Origin of the sequence: Pigmentiphaga daeguensis, assembly GCF_039523035.1 — a bacterium.
In the GTDB taxonomy this organism is placed as follows: domain Bacteria; phylum Pseudomonadota; class Gammaproteobacteria; order Burkholderiales; family Burkholderiaceae_B; genus Pigmentiphaga; species Pigmentiphaga daeguensis.
This window is the reverse complement of sequence record NZ_BAAAEN010000039.1, coordinates 1-16,728: the sequence shown is the minus strand read 5'-3', so window position 1 is coordinate 16,728 and position 16,728 is coordinate 1. Positions and strand designations below refer to the sequence as shown.

Annotated in this window: 15 protein-coding genes; 6 read left to right on the top strand and 9 right to left on the bottom strand. The window is 69.2% G+C overall.

Features of this window, described 5'->3' with window-relative positions:
* Nucleotides 1-16 precede the first annotated feature (16 nt).
* The 6 genes from ABD104_RS28315 to ABD104_RS28290 all read left to right on the top strand — a co-directional run bounded on the left by ABD104_RS28315 (nucleotide 17) and on the right by ABD104_RS28290 (nucleotide 5,129).
* Complete coding sequence (locus ABD104_RS28315) at nucleotides 17-898, top strand: NAD(P)-dependent oxidoreductase (protein ID WP_279815906.1); 882 nt, start codon at nucleotides 17-19, stop codon at nucleotides 896-898.
* A gap of 54 nt (nucleotides 899-952) precedes the next feature.
* Complete coding sequence (locus ABD104_RS28310; protein WP_087838551.1) at nucleotides 953-1,927, top strand: ABC transporter substrate-binding protein; 975 nt, start codon at nucleotides 953-955, stop codon at nucleotides 1,925-1,927.
* Between the two features lie 61 nt (nucleotides 1,928-1,988).
* Nucleotides 1,989-2,765: an ABC transporter ATP-binding protein gene (locus ABD104_RS28305; protein ID WP_343928691.1), complete on the top strand. Its 777-nt coding sequence runs from the start codon at nucleotides 1,989-1,991 to the stop codon at nucleotides 2,763-2,765.
* On the top strand, nucleotides 2,762-3,544 hold the full coding sequence (locus ABD104_RS28300; RefSeq protein ID WP_343928690.1) for an ABC transporter permease: 783 nt from the start codon (nucleotides 2,762-2,764) through the stop codon (nucleotides 3,542-3,544). The genes ABD104_RS28305 and ABD104_RS28300 overlap by 4 nt, the downstream gene beginning before the upstream one ends.
* On the top strand, nucleotides 3,541-4,308 hold the full coding sequence (locus ABD104_RS28295; protein ID WP_338616521.1) for an ABC transporter permease: 768 nt from the start codon (nucleotides 3,541-3,543) through the stop codon (nucleotides 4,306-4,308). The genes ABD104_RS28300 and ABD104_RS28295 overlap by 4 nt, the downstream gene beginning before the upstream one ends.
* A 41-nt stretch (nucleotides 4,309-4,349) precedes the next feature.
* Nucleotides 4,350-5,129 carry a hydroxypyruvate isomerase family protein gene (locus tag ABD104_RS28290; protein WP_087838547.1) on the top strand — a complete coding sequence of 260 codons (780 nt, stop codon included), beginning with the start codon at nucleotides 4,350-4,352 and terminating at the stop codon, nucleotides 5,127-5,129.
* A gap of 18 nt (nucleotides 5,130-5,147) precedes the next feature.
* Here the strand turns inward: ABD104_RS28290 and cobA are convergent, their stop codons facing one another.
* The 9 genes from cobA to ABD104_RS28245 all read right to left on the bottom strand — a co-directional run bounded on the left by cobA (nucleotide 5,148) and on the right by ABD104_RS28245 (nucleotide 16,539).
* A complete protein-coding gene (gene cobA / locus ABD104_RS28285; protein WP_338616520.1) occupies nucleotides 5,148-5,894 on the bottom strand; it encodes a uroporphyrinogen-III C-methyltransferase in 747 nt (248 codons plus the stop codon).
* Between the two features lie 24 nt (nucleotides 5,895-5,918).
* The gene (locus ABD104_RS28280) at nucleotides 5,919-8,627 is read right to left on the bottom strand and encodes a nitrate reductase (protein ID WP_343928689.1); all 2,709 of its coding nucleotides are present in this window, start codon (nucleotides 8,625-8,627) and stop codon (nucleotides 5,919-5,921) included.
* Between the two features lie 15 nt (nucleotides 8,628-8,642).
* Nucleotides 8,643-8,972, bottom strand: a complete 330-nt coding sequence (nirD, locus tag ABD104_RS28275) for a nitrite reductase small subunit NirD (RefSeq protein ID WP_087838544.1) — start codon at nucleotides 8,970-8,972, stop codon at nucleotides 8,643-8,645.
* Nucleotides 8,969-11,413, bottom strand: a complete 2,445-nt coding sequence (gene nirB, locus ABD104_RS28270) for a nitrite reductase large subunit NirB (protein ID WP_087838742.1) — start codon at nucleotides 11,411-11,413, stop codon at nucleotides 8,969-8,971. Before nirB ends, nirD begins: the two co-directional genes overlap by 4 nt.
* A 322-nt stretch (nucleotides 11,414-11,735) precedes the next feature.
* Nucleotides 11,736-12,896 carry a CmpA/NrtA family ABC transporter substrate-binding protein gene (locus ABD104_RS28265; RefSeq protein ID WP_279815917.1) on the bottom strand — a complete coding sequence of 387 codons (1,161 nt, stop codon included), beginning with the start codon at nucleotides 12,894-12,896 and terminating at the stop codon, nucleotides 11,736-11,738.
* 14 nt (nucleotides 12,897-12,910) lie between these two features.
* Entirely contained in the window at nucleotides 12,911-13,489 is a 579-nt protein-coding gene (locus ABD104_RS28260) for an ANTAR domain-containing response regulator (RefSeq protein WP_087838542.1), read from the bottom strand.
* Nucleotides 13,490-13,499: 10 nt separating this feature from the next.
* Entirely contained in the window at nucleotides 13,500-14,300 is an 801-nt protein-coding gene (locus ABD104_RS28255) for an ABC transporter ATP-binding protein (RefSeq protein ID WP_132980621.1), read from the bottom strand.
* An 18-nt stretch (nucleotides 14,301-14,318) separates the two neighbouring features.
* A complete protein-coding gene (gene ntrB / locus ABD104_RS28250; RefSeq protein WP_243724678.1) occupies nucleotides 14,319-15,293 on the bottom strand; it encodes a nitrate ABC transporter permease in 975 nt (324 codons plus the stop codon).
* Nucleotides 15,262-16,539 (bottom strand): CmpA/NrtA family ABC transporter substrate-binding protein, encoded by a 1,278-nt coding sequence (locus tag ABD104_RS28245; protein WP_343928688.1) that lies wholly within the window; start codon nucleotides 16,537-16,539, stop codon nucleotides 15,262-15,264. Before ABD104_RS28245 ends, ntrB begins: the two co-directional genes overlap by 32 nt.
* Between the last annotated feature and the right edge of the window lie 189 nt (nucleotides 16,540-16,728).

The window sequence follows — 16,728 nt, the reverse complement described above, 5'->3', positions numbered from 1 at the left end:
AGACAAAGGAAGCATCATGAGTAGCACGGCACGATTGGGATATCTGGGCATGGGCCTGATGGGCCTGCCCATGTCGCTGCGGTTGCGGGCGGCGGGTTGCGAACTTGCCGTCTGGAACCGGTCGGCGGCCAAGGCCGAACCGGCCCGGGCGGCCGGCGCGCGCGTGGCGGCCAGTCCCGCCGAGGTGGCACGCGAGGCCGACATCGTGTTCATGTGCCTGACCGACGCCGCCGCGGTCGAGGACGTGGTGTTCGGCGCGAACGGGCTCGCGTTCGTGCCCGGCCGGGGCAAGGTGGTGGTCGATTTCTCGTCCATCACGCCGGCCGCCACGCGTGACATCGCGGCCCGCCTGGCTGCCGCCAACGGCATGCGCTGGATGGATGCGCCGGTGTCGGGCGGGACCAAGGGCGCCGAGGAAGGATCGCTGGCCATCATGGCCGGCGGCAGCCAGGAAGACTACGATCGCGTGCAGCCCTACGTGGCGCACATGGCCCAGCGCTTCACACTGATGGGGCCGCTGGGGGCGGGGCAGACGACCAAGCTGTGCAACCAGATCATCGTCGGCGGCACCATGGCCATCCTGGCCGAGGCCACCCGGCTGGCGGCGAACTCGGGCATCGATCCGATGCTGCTGCCGCAGGCCCTGGCCGGCGGGTTCGCCGACTCCAAGCCGCTGCAGCTGTTCCTGCCGCGCATGGCGCAGGGTATCCACAATCCCCCCATCGGCCACACCTACACCATGCTCAAGGACCTGGACAGCGTGGTCGAACTGGCCCGCCAGACCGGTACGCCGGTGCCGATGACCGCCGTCGCCTCGCAGATGTTCCGGCTGGTCAACGCGACGCGGGGCCCCGAGTCCGAAGCGCTCGAAATCTACAAGCTGAGCGAAAGCCGCTGACCCCCCAAGCATCGTGGAATTGAAATCCGATCGTCAACCTGCCAGGAGTCATTCATGAAGAAAATCGCAGCGCTTGCCCTGACCGGCCTCATCGCCGCATGGTCCGTACCCGCCGCCGCCCAGCAGGTGATCCGCGTGGGCTGGCTGATTCCGGCCGAGGAGGCCAAGTACTGGATGATGAAGCGCCCCGCCGAGTTCCCGCAACTGGGCTCGAAATACAAGATCGAGTGGGTGCAGTTCCAGGGCACCTCGCCCGTCATGCAGGCCTTCGCCGCCAAGGCGGTGGACTGCGGCACGCAGACGCCGCTGTCCGTGGGGCAGGGCCTGATCGAGGCCAAGGTGCAGACCTCGATCATCGCCCAGCACGTGTTCGAGACGCCCACCAGCTTCTCGGTGTACTGGGCCGTCAAGGACGATTCGCCCATCAAGTCCGTCAAGGACCTCAAGGGCAAGCGCATCGGCGTGTCGGTGCTGGGCGCCGGCGTCTACGCGCCGCTGGTGCAGATGCTGGAGAAGAACGGCCTCGACCCCAAGACCGACGTGAAGATGATCGAGACCGGTTTTGCGCCGTCCGAGGATGCCATCCGTTCGGGCCGCGTGGACGCCGGCGTGCTGAACCAGCCTTTCGCCGCGCGCGCCGAGGCCAAGGGCGGCCTGCGCAAGCTGTTCTCGGTGGCCGACCAGCAGCCCAATTTCGTGCACATCCTGGAAGCGTGCCGCAAGGATTTCGTGGACCAGAACCCCGAGCTGGTGAAGGCCTACATCCGTGACCTGACCACCGCGATGGGCAAGGTGCTGGCCAATCGTCCCGAGACGCTGAAGGTCGTGTCCGAGGTGACCAAGGCGCCGGTATCGGTGCTGGATACCTACCTGCTCAAGGGCAACGACTTCGCCCGCGATCCCGGCATGGCCCCCAACTTCCCGGCCATCCAGAGCCTGCTCGACAGCTTCACGCAGGCGGGCCTGATGTCGCAAAAGGTGGACGTGGCCTCGTTCAGGAACGGCGACATCCACGCCCCGATCAAGTAGCGCCCCGGCGCGATGCAAGGACAGGTCCCGCACGGGCGGGGCCGCGCTCTGGAACTTCTCCATGATTGCCATCAAGCACGTTTCCCAGGTCTTCGCCGTCGGCAAGGGCGAGCGGCATGTCGCGCTGTCGGACATTTCCCTGGACCTTCGCGACGGCGAGTTCATCTCCATCCTCGGCCCCTCGGGTTGCGGCAAGTCCACGCTGCTGTACATCGTGGGCGGATTCGTCAAGCAGAGTTCGGGGTCGGTCGAGATCGACGGCCGACCGGTCACCGGTCCCGGCCCGGACCGCGGACCGGTGTTCCAGGAGTTCGCGCTCTATCCATGGAAGACGGTGCTGGGCAACGTGGCCTACGGCCTGCGCCAGCAGGGCGTGGCCCGGGCGCCGGCCGAGGAGCGGGCGCGCGAGCTGCTGTCCATGGTGGGCCTGTCGGGCTACGAGAATTTCTATGCCAAGCAATTGTCGGGCGGCATGAAGCAGCGGGTGGCCATCGCCCGCACGCTGGCCTACAACCCCGCCGTCCTGCTGATGGACGAACCGTTCGGCGCGCTGGACGCGCATACCCGCAACCGCCTGCAGAACGACCTGCTCAAGATTTGGGAGCGCGACCGCAAGAGCGTGCTGTTCGTCACCCACAGCGTGGAAGAGGCGGTCTACCTGTCCGACCGGGTCGTGGTGCTGACCAAGTCGCCCGGGCGCATCAAGGAAATCGTCACCATCGACCTGCCCCGGCCGCGCGTGCGCGCCGAGCTGCTGCTCAACCCCCGCTACCAGCAATACGTCATCGACATCGAGGCGATGATCGACAACCAGCCCGAGCAGGAGGAAGCGGCGTGAAGAAGCTGCTGCGAGCGCCGGGCGTTTCCGCGCTGCTGGTGTGCCTGGGGCTGCTGGCGGCATGGGAACTGGCGGCGCGCCTGTACGACAACCCGGGCCTGCCGACGGCCGCGCAGGCGCTGAGCGAACTGCCGCGCATCTTCGCCGACCCGCAGGCGACCTTCGACATCCTGGATTCGCTGCGGCGCATGCTGATCGGCTTCGTCCTGGCGCTGATGGTGGCCGGTCCCATCGGGCTCCTGATGGGCCGTTCGCCGGTGGTCGAGACGCTGATGAATCCGCTCCTGATGGTGGTCTATCCCATTCCCAAGGCCGCGCTGATGCCGCTCATCATGCTGTGGCTGGGCGTGGGCGATGCCTCGAAGATCCTGGTGGTGTTCCTGGGCGTCAGCCTGCCGCTGCTGTACCACAGCTACCAGGGGGCGCGCGCGGTCGAGGAGAAGATGCTGTGGTCCGCCGCGGCCATGGGCATGAACGGCGCGCAGCGCATGTTCCGGATCGTGCTGCCGGCCGCGCTGCCGGAGATCCTGACCGGCTGCCGGACCGGCATCGTGATGGGCCTGATCACCATGATCACCAGCGAAATGATCGCGCGCCAGACCGGCGCGGGCAACATCCTGTTCAATGCCATGGACATGGCCCAGTACGAGACCGTGTACGCCATGATCATCGTCATCGGCGTCCTGGGCATCGTGCTCGACATGTGTTTCGAGGCGGTGCGCGCGCGGCTGACCCGCTGGGCCGACCGGCAGTCCGATGCCGCCATGGGGGCGCTATGAAGACGGTCCGCCGCATCTCTCCGTTCATCGGCGCGCTGCCCATCGTGCTGATCCTGGCCGCATGGCAGGGGCTGGCGATGTCGGGTCGGGTCACCGAGAACCAGTTGCCCAGCCTGTACGCGGTGGTCATGAGGCTGCTCGAGCAACTGGCTTCGCCGGTTTTCCTGTCCGATGTCGGCATCACCCTGTTCCGTCTGTTCGTGGGCTTCTTCATCGCGCTGGTGCTGGGCGTCGGCCTGGGCATGGCGGCCGCCCGGTCCAAGGTGGGCGCCGCGGTCGTGGTGCCCGTGGTCAGGGTGCTGGGCCCCATCCCCAAGGTGGCGCTCTATCCCGCCTTCATCCTGCTGCTGGGTTTCGACCATTCGTCCAAGATCGCGCTGGTCGTGGCCGACGCCGCCTTTCCCATCCTGCTCGCCACGCTGCATGGCGCGCGCTCGGTGGAACCCAAGCTGATCTGGTCGGCGCTGGCCGCCGGCACGCCGCGCTCGCGCATCGTGACTTCCATCGTCCTGCCGGCGGCCATGCCGTCCATCCTGACCGGCTGCCGCATCGGCCTGGTCATTTCCTGCGTGGTGGTGTTCCTGGCGGAGATGATTACGTCCACCGACGGCCTCGGCCACCAGCTCGTGATCGCCTCGCGCAGCTTCATCACCGTCGACATGTTCGTCGCGCTGGTCGCGATCTCGCTGCTTGGCCTGGTGCTGAACTTCCTGCTGGGGCGCGCCCGCCGGTTCTTCCTGCGCGGCTTTCCCGAGGAGTCCTGAACCGTGCGCGCTTCCGTCTCGAACCTGTCCTGATTCCCGCCATGATCCGATTCTCGGCCAACCTGTCCATGCTCTTCCTCGAGGTGCCCGAACTGGAGCGGCCGGCGGCCGCCCGCCGGGCCGGCTTCGACGCCGTCGAGGTCCAGTTTCCCTACGACCACGAGGCCGCGCGGTGGCGCGACGCGCTTCACGCGGCGGGGGTCGAGCTGGCGCTGTGCAACGTGCCGGCGGGCGATCTGATGGCGGGCGGACAGGGCCTGGCGGCGGTGCCGGGAAGGGAGGCCGCCTTTCGCGAGGCGGTGGCGCAGGCCGCCAAGGTTGCGCAGGTGCTGCGGCCCCGCAACGTCAACGTGTTGGCGGGTTGCCCCGGGCCCGAGCACGATCGCGAGCGCTGCCTGGATACGCTGGCCGGCAACCTGGCCCACGCCGCCCAGGTCCTGGGCGACCTGGGCATGGGCGTGGTGACCGAGGCGGTCAATACCGTGGACCGTCCACGCTACCTGATCGACACCACGCGGGCCGCGCTCGACGTCATCGATCGCGCGGGGCATCCCAACCTGCGCATCCAGTACGACCTCTACCATATGCAGATCATGGAGGGCGACCTGATCCGCAGCCTGCGCACCCACTGTGCGCGCATCGGCCACATCCAGTTCGCCGACACGCCGGGGCGCCACGAGCCGGGGACCGGCGAAATCCATTTCCCCAACGTGTTCGCCGCGCTGGACGAGCTGCCCTACGACGGCTTCGTCGGCGCCGAGTACGTGCCCACGGGCCGGACCGAGGACACCCTGGCATGGATGGCGGGGCGCCGCCGCTGACGCTGCGGCGATGTCCGGTCAGGCGCTGTGGCGCATGGCCGGCGCGGCATGCGCGCGGGCCAGGCCGATCGCGTCTCCCACGAGGATGATCGCGGGGCTGCCCAGCCCCGCCCCGCGCGCATCGTCCGCCAGCTGGCCCAGCCGGGTCGCCAGCCTTGTTTCGCGCGGTGTCGAGGCCCACTGCACCACCGCGGCCGGGGTGGAGGCGGGCAGGTGCGCCAGCAGGCCGGCCTGCACTTGCTCGATACGCTGCATGCCCATGTAGATGACCAGCGTGGTGCGGCTGCGCGCCAGCGCCTGCCAGTCCGGCTGCGCGCCGTCCTGGGTATGGGCGGTGACGAAGCTGACCCCGTGGCAGTGATTCCGGTGGGTGAGCGAGATGCCCAGCGCCGCGGCGGCCGCCATGCCGGCGCTGATGCCATTGATCAGCTCCACTTCGATGCCGGCGGCTTCCAGGAAGGCGATTTCTTCGCCCGCGCGTCCGAACATCAAGGCTTCGCCACCCTTGACGCGCACCACGGTCCTGCCTTGCAGCGCGTAGCGGCGCATCAGCCGCTGGATGAAGGGCTGGGGCGTGGAACGGCAGCCGCCGCGCTTGCCCACCCGCAGCACCCGCGCCCGGGGAGCGAGTTCGGCGATGTCGGGCGGCACCAGTTCGTCCAGCAGCAGCACGTCCGCCGACAGCAGGGCGCGGACCGCCTTGCGTGTCAGCAGGTCCGGGTCGCCCGGGCCGGCGCCCATCAGAATCACTCGTCCTGGCTTCATGTCATCGTCCTTGTCGAGGCGGCGTCATGCCGACATCCGCGAGGCCCCGCACAGGCGGGACAGTTCCGGAACGCAGGACCCGCACACGGTCCCGCACCCCAAGGTGGCTTTCAGCGCCGCGACGTCGGCCCCGCGCGCGATGGCGGCGGCGATGGCCGATTCGGGCACGCCCTTGCATTGGCAGACCGTGCGGTCCCGCGCGGGGGCGCCGCCTTCGGGCGTGAAGACGCGCAGGCGCGAGCCGCTCCACGGCTCGGCGGACAGCAGGCGTTCGATCAGCGGTTCGGCATGGCCGGCGTCGCCGGCCAGCAGGAAGGCGCGCAGCCGTCCCGCCTCCCAGCGCGCGCATTTGCGTACGCCCTGGCCGCGGTCGAGGTATTCCAGGACGTCGGGGCTCGCGCCCATGTCCAGCGCGACGGCCAGCGCGTCCAGCCAGGCTTCATCGGGAGCCGCCATCGCGGCGGTCAGGGTCAGCACGGAGCGCGAGGCGTCGCCGCGCAGGCCCAGCGCGGCGTAGCCACAGGGCGCCAGCAGGGGACGCAGCGCGGCGCGCAGGCGTTGCGTGTCTTCCTGGTCCGTGGCCGCGATCGCCGCACGGATCCGCCATCCCAGCTCCGCCTTCTCGACCCGGACCGCGCTGTGCTTGAGCTCGGGCTGGAAGGACTTGTCGTCCACGGCCGCATTGCAGACCTCGTTGATGCCGCCGCTGTTCAGGAACTGCGCGTTCCAGTGCATGGCCGCGAACAGACTGCCGGGCGGCACGTCCTCCGTCAGCCGCAGCGGCAGCACCATGGCACCGTCGCGGCTGGCCACGCGCACCAGGTCGCCGTCGGCCAGCCCGCGCCGGGATGCGTCGGCCGGGTGCATGTCCAGGGTGGGGTCCGGCGCGTGCGAGAAGGCCTGGGCGATGCGGCCGGTGCGGCTCATGCCGTGCCACTGGTCGCGCAGCCGGCCCGTGGTCAGGTGGAAAGGATGGCGCGCGCTGGTCGCCACCGCCACGGGGCGATAGGGCACGGGCTGGAAGCGCGCGCGGCCGGATGCGGTGGCGTAGCGGCCGTCGGCGTAGCGGCGCGCCAGGCCGGTGGCCTGGCCGGCGGGGAAGGGCCATTGCTGGGGGCCGCGTGTCTCGAGCAACTCGTAGTCCAGTCCGCCGATGTCCAGGTCGCGCCCGCGGGTCAGCGCCCGGTGTTCGTCGAATATCTCGCGCGGCGTCCGGTAGGGGAACAGGTCCGGCGTGCCCGGACGCAGCAGGGCCTGCATGCGCCGCCCGACCTCGGCCACGATGCGCCAGTCGGCGCGCGCCTGGCCGGGCGGCGCCACGGCGGGCCGCACGCGCGAGATGCGGCGTTCCGAGTTGGTGACGGTGCCGTCCTTCTCGCCCCAGCTCGATGCGGGCAGCAATACGTCGGCGTAGGCCACCGTGTCGGTGTCGGCATAGGCTTCCTGCACCACCACCAACTCGGCCCGGCGCAGCGCGCGCCGCACGGCCGCGAGATCCGGCAGGGAATGGGCGGGGTTGGTGCAGGCTATCCATATCGCCTTGACCTTGCCGGTCTCCAGGGCCTGGAACATGTCGACGGCGGCCAGCCCCGGCCGGTCGGACACGGCATCCACGCCCCAGAACGCGGCCACCTCGGCGCGGTCCGTCTGGCTGGCGATGTCCCGGTGGGCGGCCAGCATGGTCGCCATGCCGCCCACTTCGCGGCCGCCCATGGCGTTGGGCTGGCCCGTCAGCGAAAAGGGGCCGGCGCCGGCGCGGCCGATCTGGCCGGTGGCCAGGTGCAGGTTGATCAGCGCCAGGTTCTTGTCCGTGCCATGGCTGGACTGGTTCAGGCCCATGCAGTACAGCGACAGCGTGGCGGGGCTGCGGGCGAACCATTCGGCCGCCTGGCACAGGTCGCGCTCGCGTATGCCGCACAGCGCCGCGGCCACCGACGGGGGCGTGTCGCGCACCATGCGCTTGACGGCGTCGAAGCCCTCGGTACTGCCGGCGATGTGGTCCGGATCCAGCCAGCCTTCCCAGATCAGGTGGTGCAGCATGCCGTTGAACAGCGCGACGTCGGTACCCGGCTGGATGGGCAGGTGCAGGTCCGCCATCGCCGCGGTGTCGGTGCGCCGCGGGTCCACGACGATCCAGCGCGTGCCGGGCCGAGCCTCGCGCGCGGCTTCCAGCCGGCGGTACAGCACCGGATGGGCGTAGGCCATGTTGCTGCCGGCGATCAGCACCGTGTCCGCGTGGTCCAGGTCCTCGTAGCAGGTGGGCGGTCCGTCGGCGCCCAGCGACAGCTTGTAGCCGGTCACTGCGCTGGACATGCACAGGCGGGAATTGGTGTCGATGTTGTTGGTGCCGACCAGGCCCTTGGCCAGCTTGTTGAAGACGTAGTAGTCCTCGGTCAGCAACTGCCCGGACACGTAGAAGGCCACCGCGTCGGGGCCGTGCCGGCGCACGACGTCGGCCAGCCGGGCGGCCACGTGGTCCAGCGCGGTGTCCCAGTCCACCGGCGCGAGCGGCGCTTCGCGCCGCGGCCGCCACGCCGGGCGCAGCGCGCGGCCGGCATCGCTTTGGGCGGTCTGCGCCAGCGACAGGCCCTTGGAGCACAGCCTGCCGGCATTGGCGGGGTGGTCGGGATCGCCGCGCACGCCCGTGATGCGGCCATCCTCGCTGTCGATCAGGACACCGCAACCCACGCCGCAGTAGCAGCAGGTCGACGCGGTGGTTCGTGGCTCGCCCATGACGTCCTCCCGCCTTCAGTCCAGGCCCAGGTAGACCACGCCTTCGTCCACGCGCACGGGGAAGCGGCGCGCGCATCCCTCGTCGGGCGCCCGGGCGCGGCCGTCCTCCAGCCCGAGCTGCCAGCCGTGCAGCGGGCAGGTCACCGATTCGCCGTGCACGATGCCTTGCGACAGCGGCCCGGCCTTGTGGGGACACCGGTCCAGCAGCGCGAAGACCTTGTCCTGGGCGGTGCGGAACACCGCCAGGTTGCCCTCCGCGCGCTCGACGACGCGGCTGCCCAGGCGCGGGATGTCGTCGACCCGGCACAGGCGTATCCAGGGGTGTGCGTCGTGGGCGCTCATCATGCGATTTCCTCCGAGACCAGTTTCAGGGGGATGTATTCGCGGGCGGCCTTGCCGTCCACCCGTTCGGCCCAGGGGTCGCGCAGACCCTGCAAGGCATGCAGCAGGCGTTCGTGCAGCGCGCGGCGGCCGGCGGCGTCCTCGACGATCCGGCGCTTGACGTAGTCCAGGCCCACGCGCTCGATGTAGTGCACGGTCCGGTCCAGGTACCAGGCTTCCTCGCGATACAGCTGCAGGAAGGCGCCGGCATATTCCTTGACCTCTTCCGGCGTCCGCACCTTGGCCAGGAACTGCGCCACCTCGGTCTTGATGCCGCCGTTGCCGCCCACGTAGATCTCCCAGCCGCTGTCGACGGCGATCACGCCCACGTCCTTGATGCCCGATTCGGCGCAGTTGCGCGGGCAGCCCGACACCGCCAGCTTGACCTTGTGCGGGCTCCACATGTTGGCCAGCATGGTCTCGAGCTCGATGCCCATCCGCGTGCTGTCCTGCGTGCCGAAGCGGCAGAACTCCATGCCCACGCAGGTCTTCACGGTGCGGATGGACTTGCCGTAGGCATGGCCGGAGTTCATGCCCAGGTCGCGCCAGACGGACACCAGGTCTTCCTTCTTCACGCCCAGCAGGTCGATGCGCTGCCCGCCCGTGACCTTGACCATGGGGATGGCGTATTTGTCGGCCACGTCGGCGATGCGGCGCAGTTCGTCGGGATTGGTCACGCCGCCCTTCATCTGCGGCACCACCGAGAACGTGCCGTCCTTCTGGATGTTGGCGTGCGCGCGCTCGTTGATGAAGCGGCTTTGCGGATCGTCCACCGCCTCGTGGGGCCAGGTCGAGATCAGGTAGTAGTTGATCGCGGGCCGGCAGGTGCTGCAGCCGTTGGGGGTGCGCCAGTCCATGAACTCGTAGACCTGGGCGTGGCTCAGCAGCCGGTGCTCGCGTATGGCCTGGCGCAGCGCGGCGTGGCTGTGGTCGGTACAGCCGCATACCGCCTTGGTCTTGGGCGCTTCCTGGAAATTGGAACCCAGCGTGTTCATCAGGATCTGTTCCACCAGGCCGGTGCACGAGCCGCAGGAACTCGCGGCCTTGGTGTGCTTCTTGACGTCGTCCACGGTGAACAGGCCCTGGTCCTGGATGGCGCGCACGATGGTGCCCTTGCAGACGCCGTTGCAGCCGCACACCTCGTCGGCGTCCTGCATGGCCGCCGCGCGGCTCTGCCCCTGCACGCCGGCGTCGCCCACGCTCGATTCGCCGAACATCAGCCGGTCGCGCAGTTCGCCGATGGCACGGCCCTCGCGCAGCAGCTTGAAGTACCACGCGCCGTCCACGGTGTCGCCGTACAGGCAGGCGCCGACCAGCTTGCCGTCCTTGATGATCAGCCGCTTGTAGACGCCGCCGGCCGGATCGGACAGCACGATGTCCTCGGTGTCGGCGCCGCCGGTGAAGTCGCCGGCCGAGAACAGGTCTATGCCCGTGACCTTGAGCTTGGTCGACAGCACCGAGCCCTTGTACGCGCCATAGCCCAGCTCGGCCAGGTGATTGGCCGCCACCTTGGCCATCTCGAACAGCGGCGCCACCAGGCCATACGCCGTGCCGCGGTGGTTCACGCATTCGCCCACGGCGTAGATGCGCGGATCGAAGGTCTGCAGCACGTCGTTGACGACGACGCCGTTGCGGCAGTGCAGGCCGGCCGCCTCGGCCAGGGCGGTGTTGGGCCGGATGCCCACGGCCATCACCACCAGGTCGGTCTCGATCTCCGAGCCGTCCTTGAAGCGCACGCCGCGCACGCGGCCGGCGTCGTCGCCCAGGATCTCGCTGGTCGAGCGGCCCAGCAGGAAGTCCAGCCCGCGATCGGCCAGCGAGGCCTCCAGCATCTTGCCGGCGGTGCGGTCGAGCTGGCGCTCCAGCAGCCAGTCGCCCAGGTGCACCACGCTCACGTCCATGCCGCGCAGCTTCAGCCCGTTGGCGGCCTCCAGGCCCAGCAGGCCGCCGCCGATGACGACCGCGCGGCGCTGGGTGCGGGCCGCCGCGATCATCTTCTGCGTGTCCTGGATGTCGCGGTAGGTGATGACGCCGTCCAGGTCCCTGCCCGGTATCGGCAAGATGAAGGGATTGGATCCGGTGGCCAGCAGCAGGCGGTCATAGGGCGCCTCGGTGCCGTCGGCGGCCACCACCACGCGGCGGCGCCTGTCGATACGCGCGACGGGCGTGCCGGTGCGCAAGTCGATGCCGTGTTCCTCGTACCAGGACAGGGGATTGAGCACGATGTCCTGGAAGTCCTGCTCACCGGCCAGGACCGGCGACAACAGGATGCGGTTGTAGTTCGGGTGCGGCTCGGCGCCGAAGACCGTGATGTCGTAGCGGTCGGGCGCCAGCGTCAGCAGCTCTTCCAGCGTGCGTATGCCCGCCATGCCGTTGCCCACCACGACCAGTTTCGATCTGTTCATCATGTTCGACTCGATCAGACTGTTCCGGAAGCGACAACGGCGTCCCGCCGCAGCAGGGCTGCGAGGGGACGCCGTTGTCCGGGGCCGGGCCGCCCAGGGTGCGGGCGCCCGGAAATGCGTGCCGCGCGAGCGGCCGCATCCTGGATTAAGCAAGGGGCGTGCCGGATGGGCGGAAACCCGGTGGCGCCCTGCATGGGCGGGGCTGGACCGGGACGGAAGGCGGGGTTCGCCCGGGCCGCATGCACCGGCCTTGTGCGTTCCGTGCCCACGGCGCACCCCGGCGGGGCGGCCGAGCCCGTTTCCGCGTGCGCGCGCGGCGCCTTCAGGCCCGGATGTCGAAGCCGCGCGCGTAGCCCGCGGCATGGCCGCCGTCCCAGGTCCGGCCATCCATGAGCCGGCTGGAACGCATGGTGGACGCGGGTACCGCCACGCCCAGCTGCGCGGCCGCCTCGCGGTACAGGTCCAGCCGGTTGATGGACTGCGCGATGCGCAGATAGTCAGGATCCTCGCGCAGCATGCCCCATCGCCGGTACTGCGTGGCCATCCACATGCCGTCCGACAGATACGGATAGTTGGCCTCGCCGTCGGCGAAGAAGCGTATGCCGGGCGCGCTGCCGTCCGCGGCCTTCTCCGGCAGCAGGCGCGCGGCGATCACGTCGCGCGGCGCGTCCACGAAATCGGGCAGCGCCAGCCAGGAGGCCGCCTCTTCCCTGTGGGCGGGGACGTCCAGGTAGCGGCAGGCTTCCAGCAAGGCCATGATCAGCGCCCGCGCCGTGTTCGGATGGCGATCGGCGAAGTCGCGCGTGCAGGCCAGCACCTTCTCGGGGTGGTTGGGCCAGACCTCGGACGTCAGCGCGACGGTAAGCCCCTTGCCTTCGCTCTGCGCCAGCGCGTTCCAGGGTTCTCCCACGCAATAGCCGTCCACGTCGCCGCGCCGCAGCGCCTCGGCCATCTGGGGTGGCGGGATGACGGTACTGCGTACGTCATGCAGCGGATGGATGCCGTGCGCGGCCAGCCAGTAGTACAGCAGCATGGCGTGGGAGCCGGTCGGAAAGGTGTGGGCGAAGGTCAGGCGATCGGGCGACCCGTGGATGACGCGGGCCAGCGCCGCGCCGCTGGCCGCCCGGGCGGCCAGCGCGCGCGACAGCGTGATGGCCTGGCCGCCCTGGTTCAGCGACATCAGCATGGCCATGTCGCGCTGCGGCCCGCCCAACCCCAGCTGGATGCCGTATCCCAGTCCATACAGCGCATGCGAGGCATCCAGGTCGCCCGACAGCAGCCTGTCGCGCACCGCCGCCCACGAAGGCTGCCGTTGCAGGACGATCTCCAGCCCGTACTTGCGGTCGTAGCCCCGCGCCACCGCGATGACCAGCGGCGCACAATCGGTCAGCGCGATGAAGCCCACGCGCAACTGGGGTTTTTCGGGCGCATCGGACCCCGCGATCACGCGGCCCGCCTGCGGCGCCGGGGGAGAGGAGGACATCGGGGTATCTCCGTTCATGGGCATGGCGGCTCCGACCGCGACAGCAACTGCCGCGCGACGTCGCCCAGCCTGACGCCCTGTTTCATGGCCTGGCCGCGCAGCAGTTCGAATGCCTCGGACTCGCCCAGCCCGTACCGGTCCATCAGCCAGCCCTTGGCGCGGTCGATGTCCTTGCGGTCGGCCAACTGTTGCTCGACCTCGGCCAGGCGCCGCCGCAGCTTGTCTTCCTCGTCGAAGCGGGCACAGGCCACCTCGAGGATGGGAACGAGCTTCCCGGGCGCCATGCCGTCGACCACGTAGGTCGTGACACCCGCGCGCACCGCGGCCCGGATGACGGACTGGTCGGCGGCGTCCGAGAACATGACCACCGGCCGAGGCGCCGAGGCGTTCATGACCGCCAGTTGTTCCAGCGTGTCGCGGGTGGGCGATTCGGTATCGATCAGGATCACGTCCGGGCGCTGGGTCTCGACGGCGTGCAGCAGCGCGCGGGCATGCGCGACGTCGGCCAGGATCTCGTAGCCCGCCCGCTGCAAGGCCTCGCGCAGTTCGGCGATGGGCTTGTCGGTGTCGTTGACCAGCAGGACTCGGGGCATGGGAAGACGGTCAGGCCGCCTCGCGCGCGGGGTGGCTTTGCTTGCGGTAAAGGAAGTCGATGACGGCCGTGCGGCACGCATGGTAGTGCTCGTCGTCCGCCAGTTCGACCCGGCTGCGCGGCCGGGGCAGGCGCACGTCCAGGATCTCGCCTATGGTGGCGGCCGGGCCGTTGGTCAGCATCACGATGCGGTCCGACAACAGCACGGCCTCGTCCACGTCGTGGGTGACCATGATCACCGTGCTGCCCGTCTTGGCCACGATCTCCAGCAGCTCGTCCTGCAGGTGCGCGCGGGTCAGCGCGTCCAGCGCGCCGAATGGCTCGTCCATCAGCAGCACGTCGGGTTCGATCGCCAGCGCGCGGGCGATGCCCACGCGCTGCTTCATGCCGCCCGAGATCTCGTGCGGCAGCTTGTGCTCGGCATGGGCCAGGCCCACCAGTTGCAGCGCGGCCAGCGTACGCTCGCGCAGCCGCGCCTTGCTCTCGGTGGCGCCGAACACCCGTTCCACGCCCAGGTGGATGTTCTTGTAGCAACTCAGCCAGGGCAGCAGCGAGTGGTTCTGGAACACCACCGCGCGCTCGGGGCCCGGGCCATCGATTTCGCGTCCCGCGCAGATCAGCGCGCCGGAGGTCGGGCGCGTCAGGCCCGCCACGAGATTGAGCAGCGTCGACTTGCCGCATCCCGAATGGCCGATCAGCGAGATGAACTCGCCCTTGGCGACGGTCAGGTCGATGTCGCGCAGGGCCACGAAGCTGCCCTTGCGGGTTTTGAAGACCTGGCCCACGTTTTCGATGCTGAGGAACTTGTCCATGGCGATTCCTTGTTCGTGTCAGTCGGCGTAGGTGAAGCGCTTGACCAGTTGCGTCAGCAGGACTTCCAGCACCAGCCCGACGATGCCGATCACGAAGATGGCGATGACGATGTGCTCGACCTTGAGGTTGTTCCATTCGTCCCACAGCCAGAAGCCGATGCCCACGCCGCCGGTCAGCATCTCCGCGGCGACGATCACCAGCCAGGCCGTGCTGATGGACAGCCTCACCCCCGTCAGCATGTAGGGCAGCACGGCGGGAAACAGCACGCGCGTCATGACCTTCCATTCGGACAGCTTCAGCACCCGCGCCACGTTCATGTAATCCTGCGGCACGCGCGTCACCCCGACCGCGGTGTTGATGATCATCGGCCAGATGGAGCAGATGAAGATGGCCCAGATGGCGGCCAGGTTGGCCGCCTTGAACAGCAGCAGGCCCAGCGGCAGCCACGCCAGCGGCGAGACCGGGCGCAGCAGGCTGATCAGGGGCGAGACCACCGCGCTGACCGCGGCGAAGCGGCCGATGACGAAGCCGGCCGGGATGCCGACCAGCGCCGCCAGGCCGAAGCCGATGGCCACGCGCCGCAGCGACGACAACAGGTTCCAGCCTATGCCCTGGTCGTTGGGCCCGTTGTCGTAGAAGGGGTCGGAGAACAGCGCCAGCGCCGCCTTGCCCGTCACGGCCGGGGTTGGGATCTCGGGGATGGCGTTGGACACCAGTTGCCAGGCCAGGATCAGCAGCGCGAAGCCCAGGCAGGGGCCCGCCACCGTCTTGACGAGGGTTTCCCAGACGCCCCGCCAGTCGACGCGGGCGAGCAGGGGCGGGCGGGACGGCGCGGCCGGGGTTGGCACGGACGAGGCGGCCGCATGCAGGTCGATGACTTCGGCAACCGGCGGAGCGGCGGCGGGGCCGGGGGAAAGGGTACGGGCCGTGGCGGTCATGGCGGGGCTCCCGGGGCGGCGCTCAGGCCGCGTTGATCTTGAAGCCGTCGGCATAGGCGGCGGGATTCTTACCGTCCCAGACGACGCCGTCGACGAGCTTGGACGAACGCATCTCCGACTTGGGCAGCGAGACCCCGGCCGCGCTCGCGGCCTGCTTGTAGACGTCGATGCGATTGACCTGCCGCGCCGTCGCCAGATAGTCGGGATGGCTCTTGAGCAGGCCCCAGCGCTTGTGCTGCGTCAGGAACCACATGCCGTCCGACAGATAGGGGAAGTTGGCGGCGCCGTCGTTGAAGAATTTCATCGCGTCGGGGTCGTCCCAGGTCTTGCCCAGGCCGTCCGAATAGCGGCCCAGCATGCGGTCCAGGATCACGTCCATGTCGGTGTTCACATAGGATTTGGCGGCGATGGTCTCGGCCGTCTTGCGGCGGTTGGAGGCCGAGGCGTCGATGAACTTGCCCGCCTCCAGCACCGCCGCCGTCACGGCCCGCGCGGTATTCGGATAGCGCTGCACGAACTCCGCGGTCGTGCCCAGGACCTTCTCGGGATGGTCGGTCCAGATGCCCTGCGTGGTGGTGGCGGTGAATCCGATCTTGTCGATGATGGCCCGCGCGTTCCAGGGCTCGCCCACGCAGAAGCCATCCATGTTGCCCACCCGCATGTTCGCCACCATCTGCGGCGGGGGCACCGTGATCACCTTGGCGTCGCGCATGGGGTTGATGCCGTAGGTGGCCAGCCAGTAATAGATCCACATCGCGTGGGTGCCGGTGGGGAAGGTCTGGGCGAAGGTGTATTCGGCCTTCTCGCTCTTCATCAGCTTTGCCAGCGAGGCGCCGTCGCGGGCGCCCTTGTCCCGCAGCTTGTTCGAAATGGTGATGGCCTGGCCGTTGTTGTTCAGGTTCATGAGCACGGCCATGTCCTTACGCGGGCCGCCTATGCCCAGCTGCACGCCGTAGATCAGGCCGTACAGCACGTGGGCCAGGTCCAGTTCGCCGTTGACCAGCTTGTCCCGCACGCCGGGCCACGATGCTTCCTTCACCGGCGTGATCTTCACGCCGTACTTCTTGTCCAGGCCCAGCGTCGACGCCATTACCACCGAGGCGCAGTCGGTCAGCGGGATGAAGCCGATCTTGACCTCGGCCTTCTCGGGGGCGTCCGAGCCCGCCGCCCAGGCGCCGGCGCGTACCAGCGGATCGACCAGGCTCATGAGGCCCGTGGCGGCACCGGCTGTCAGCAGCCTGCGCCGTTGCCCATCGGGGGCGGCTGCAGGCGAAGAATCGTGCGAGGGGGTCTGTGTCATCCGGCGCTCCAGGCAAAAAAAAGCGTCCCGCGCGAACAAGGCCGTGCCTGGTCGCCGCGGAACGCCGTTGTTCCTACCGCTGAGTTGTCTACCTGTCGCATCCCTGACGATTATATAGACTCCCGCCGCTACCCCCTGTTCATGGCTCGTGCCGTTTTGCAAGCCCTGATTGAGGAACATGAGCAAGCC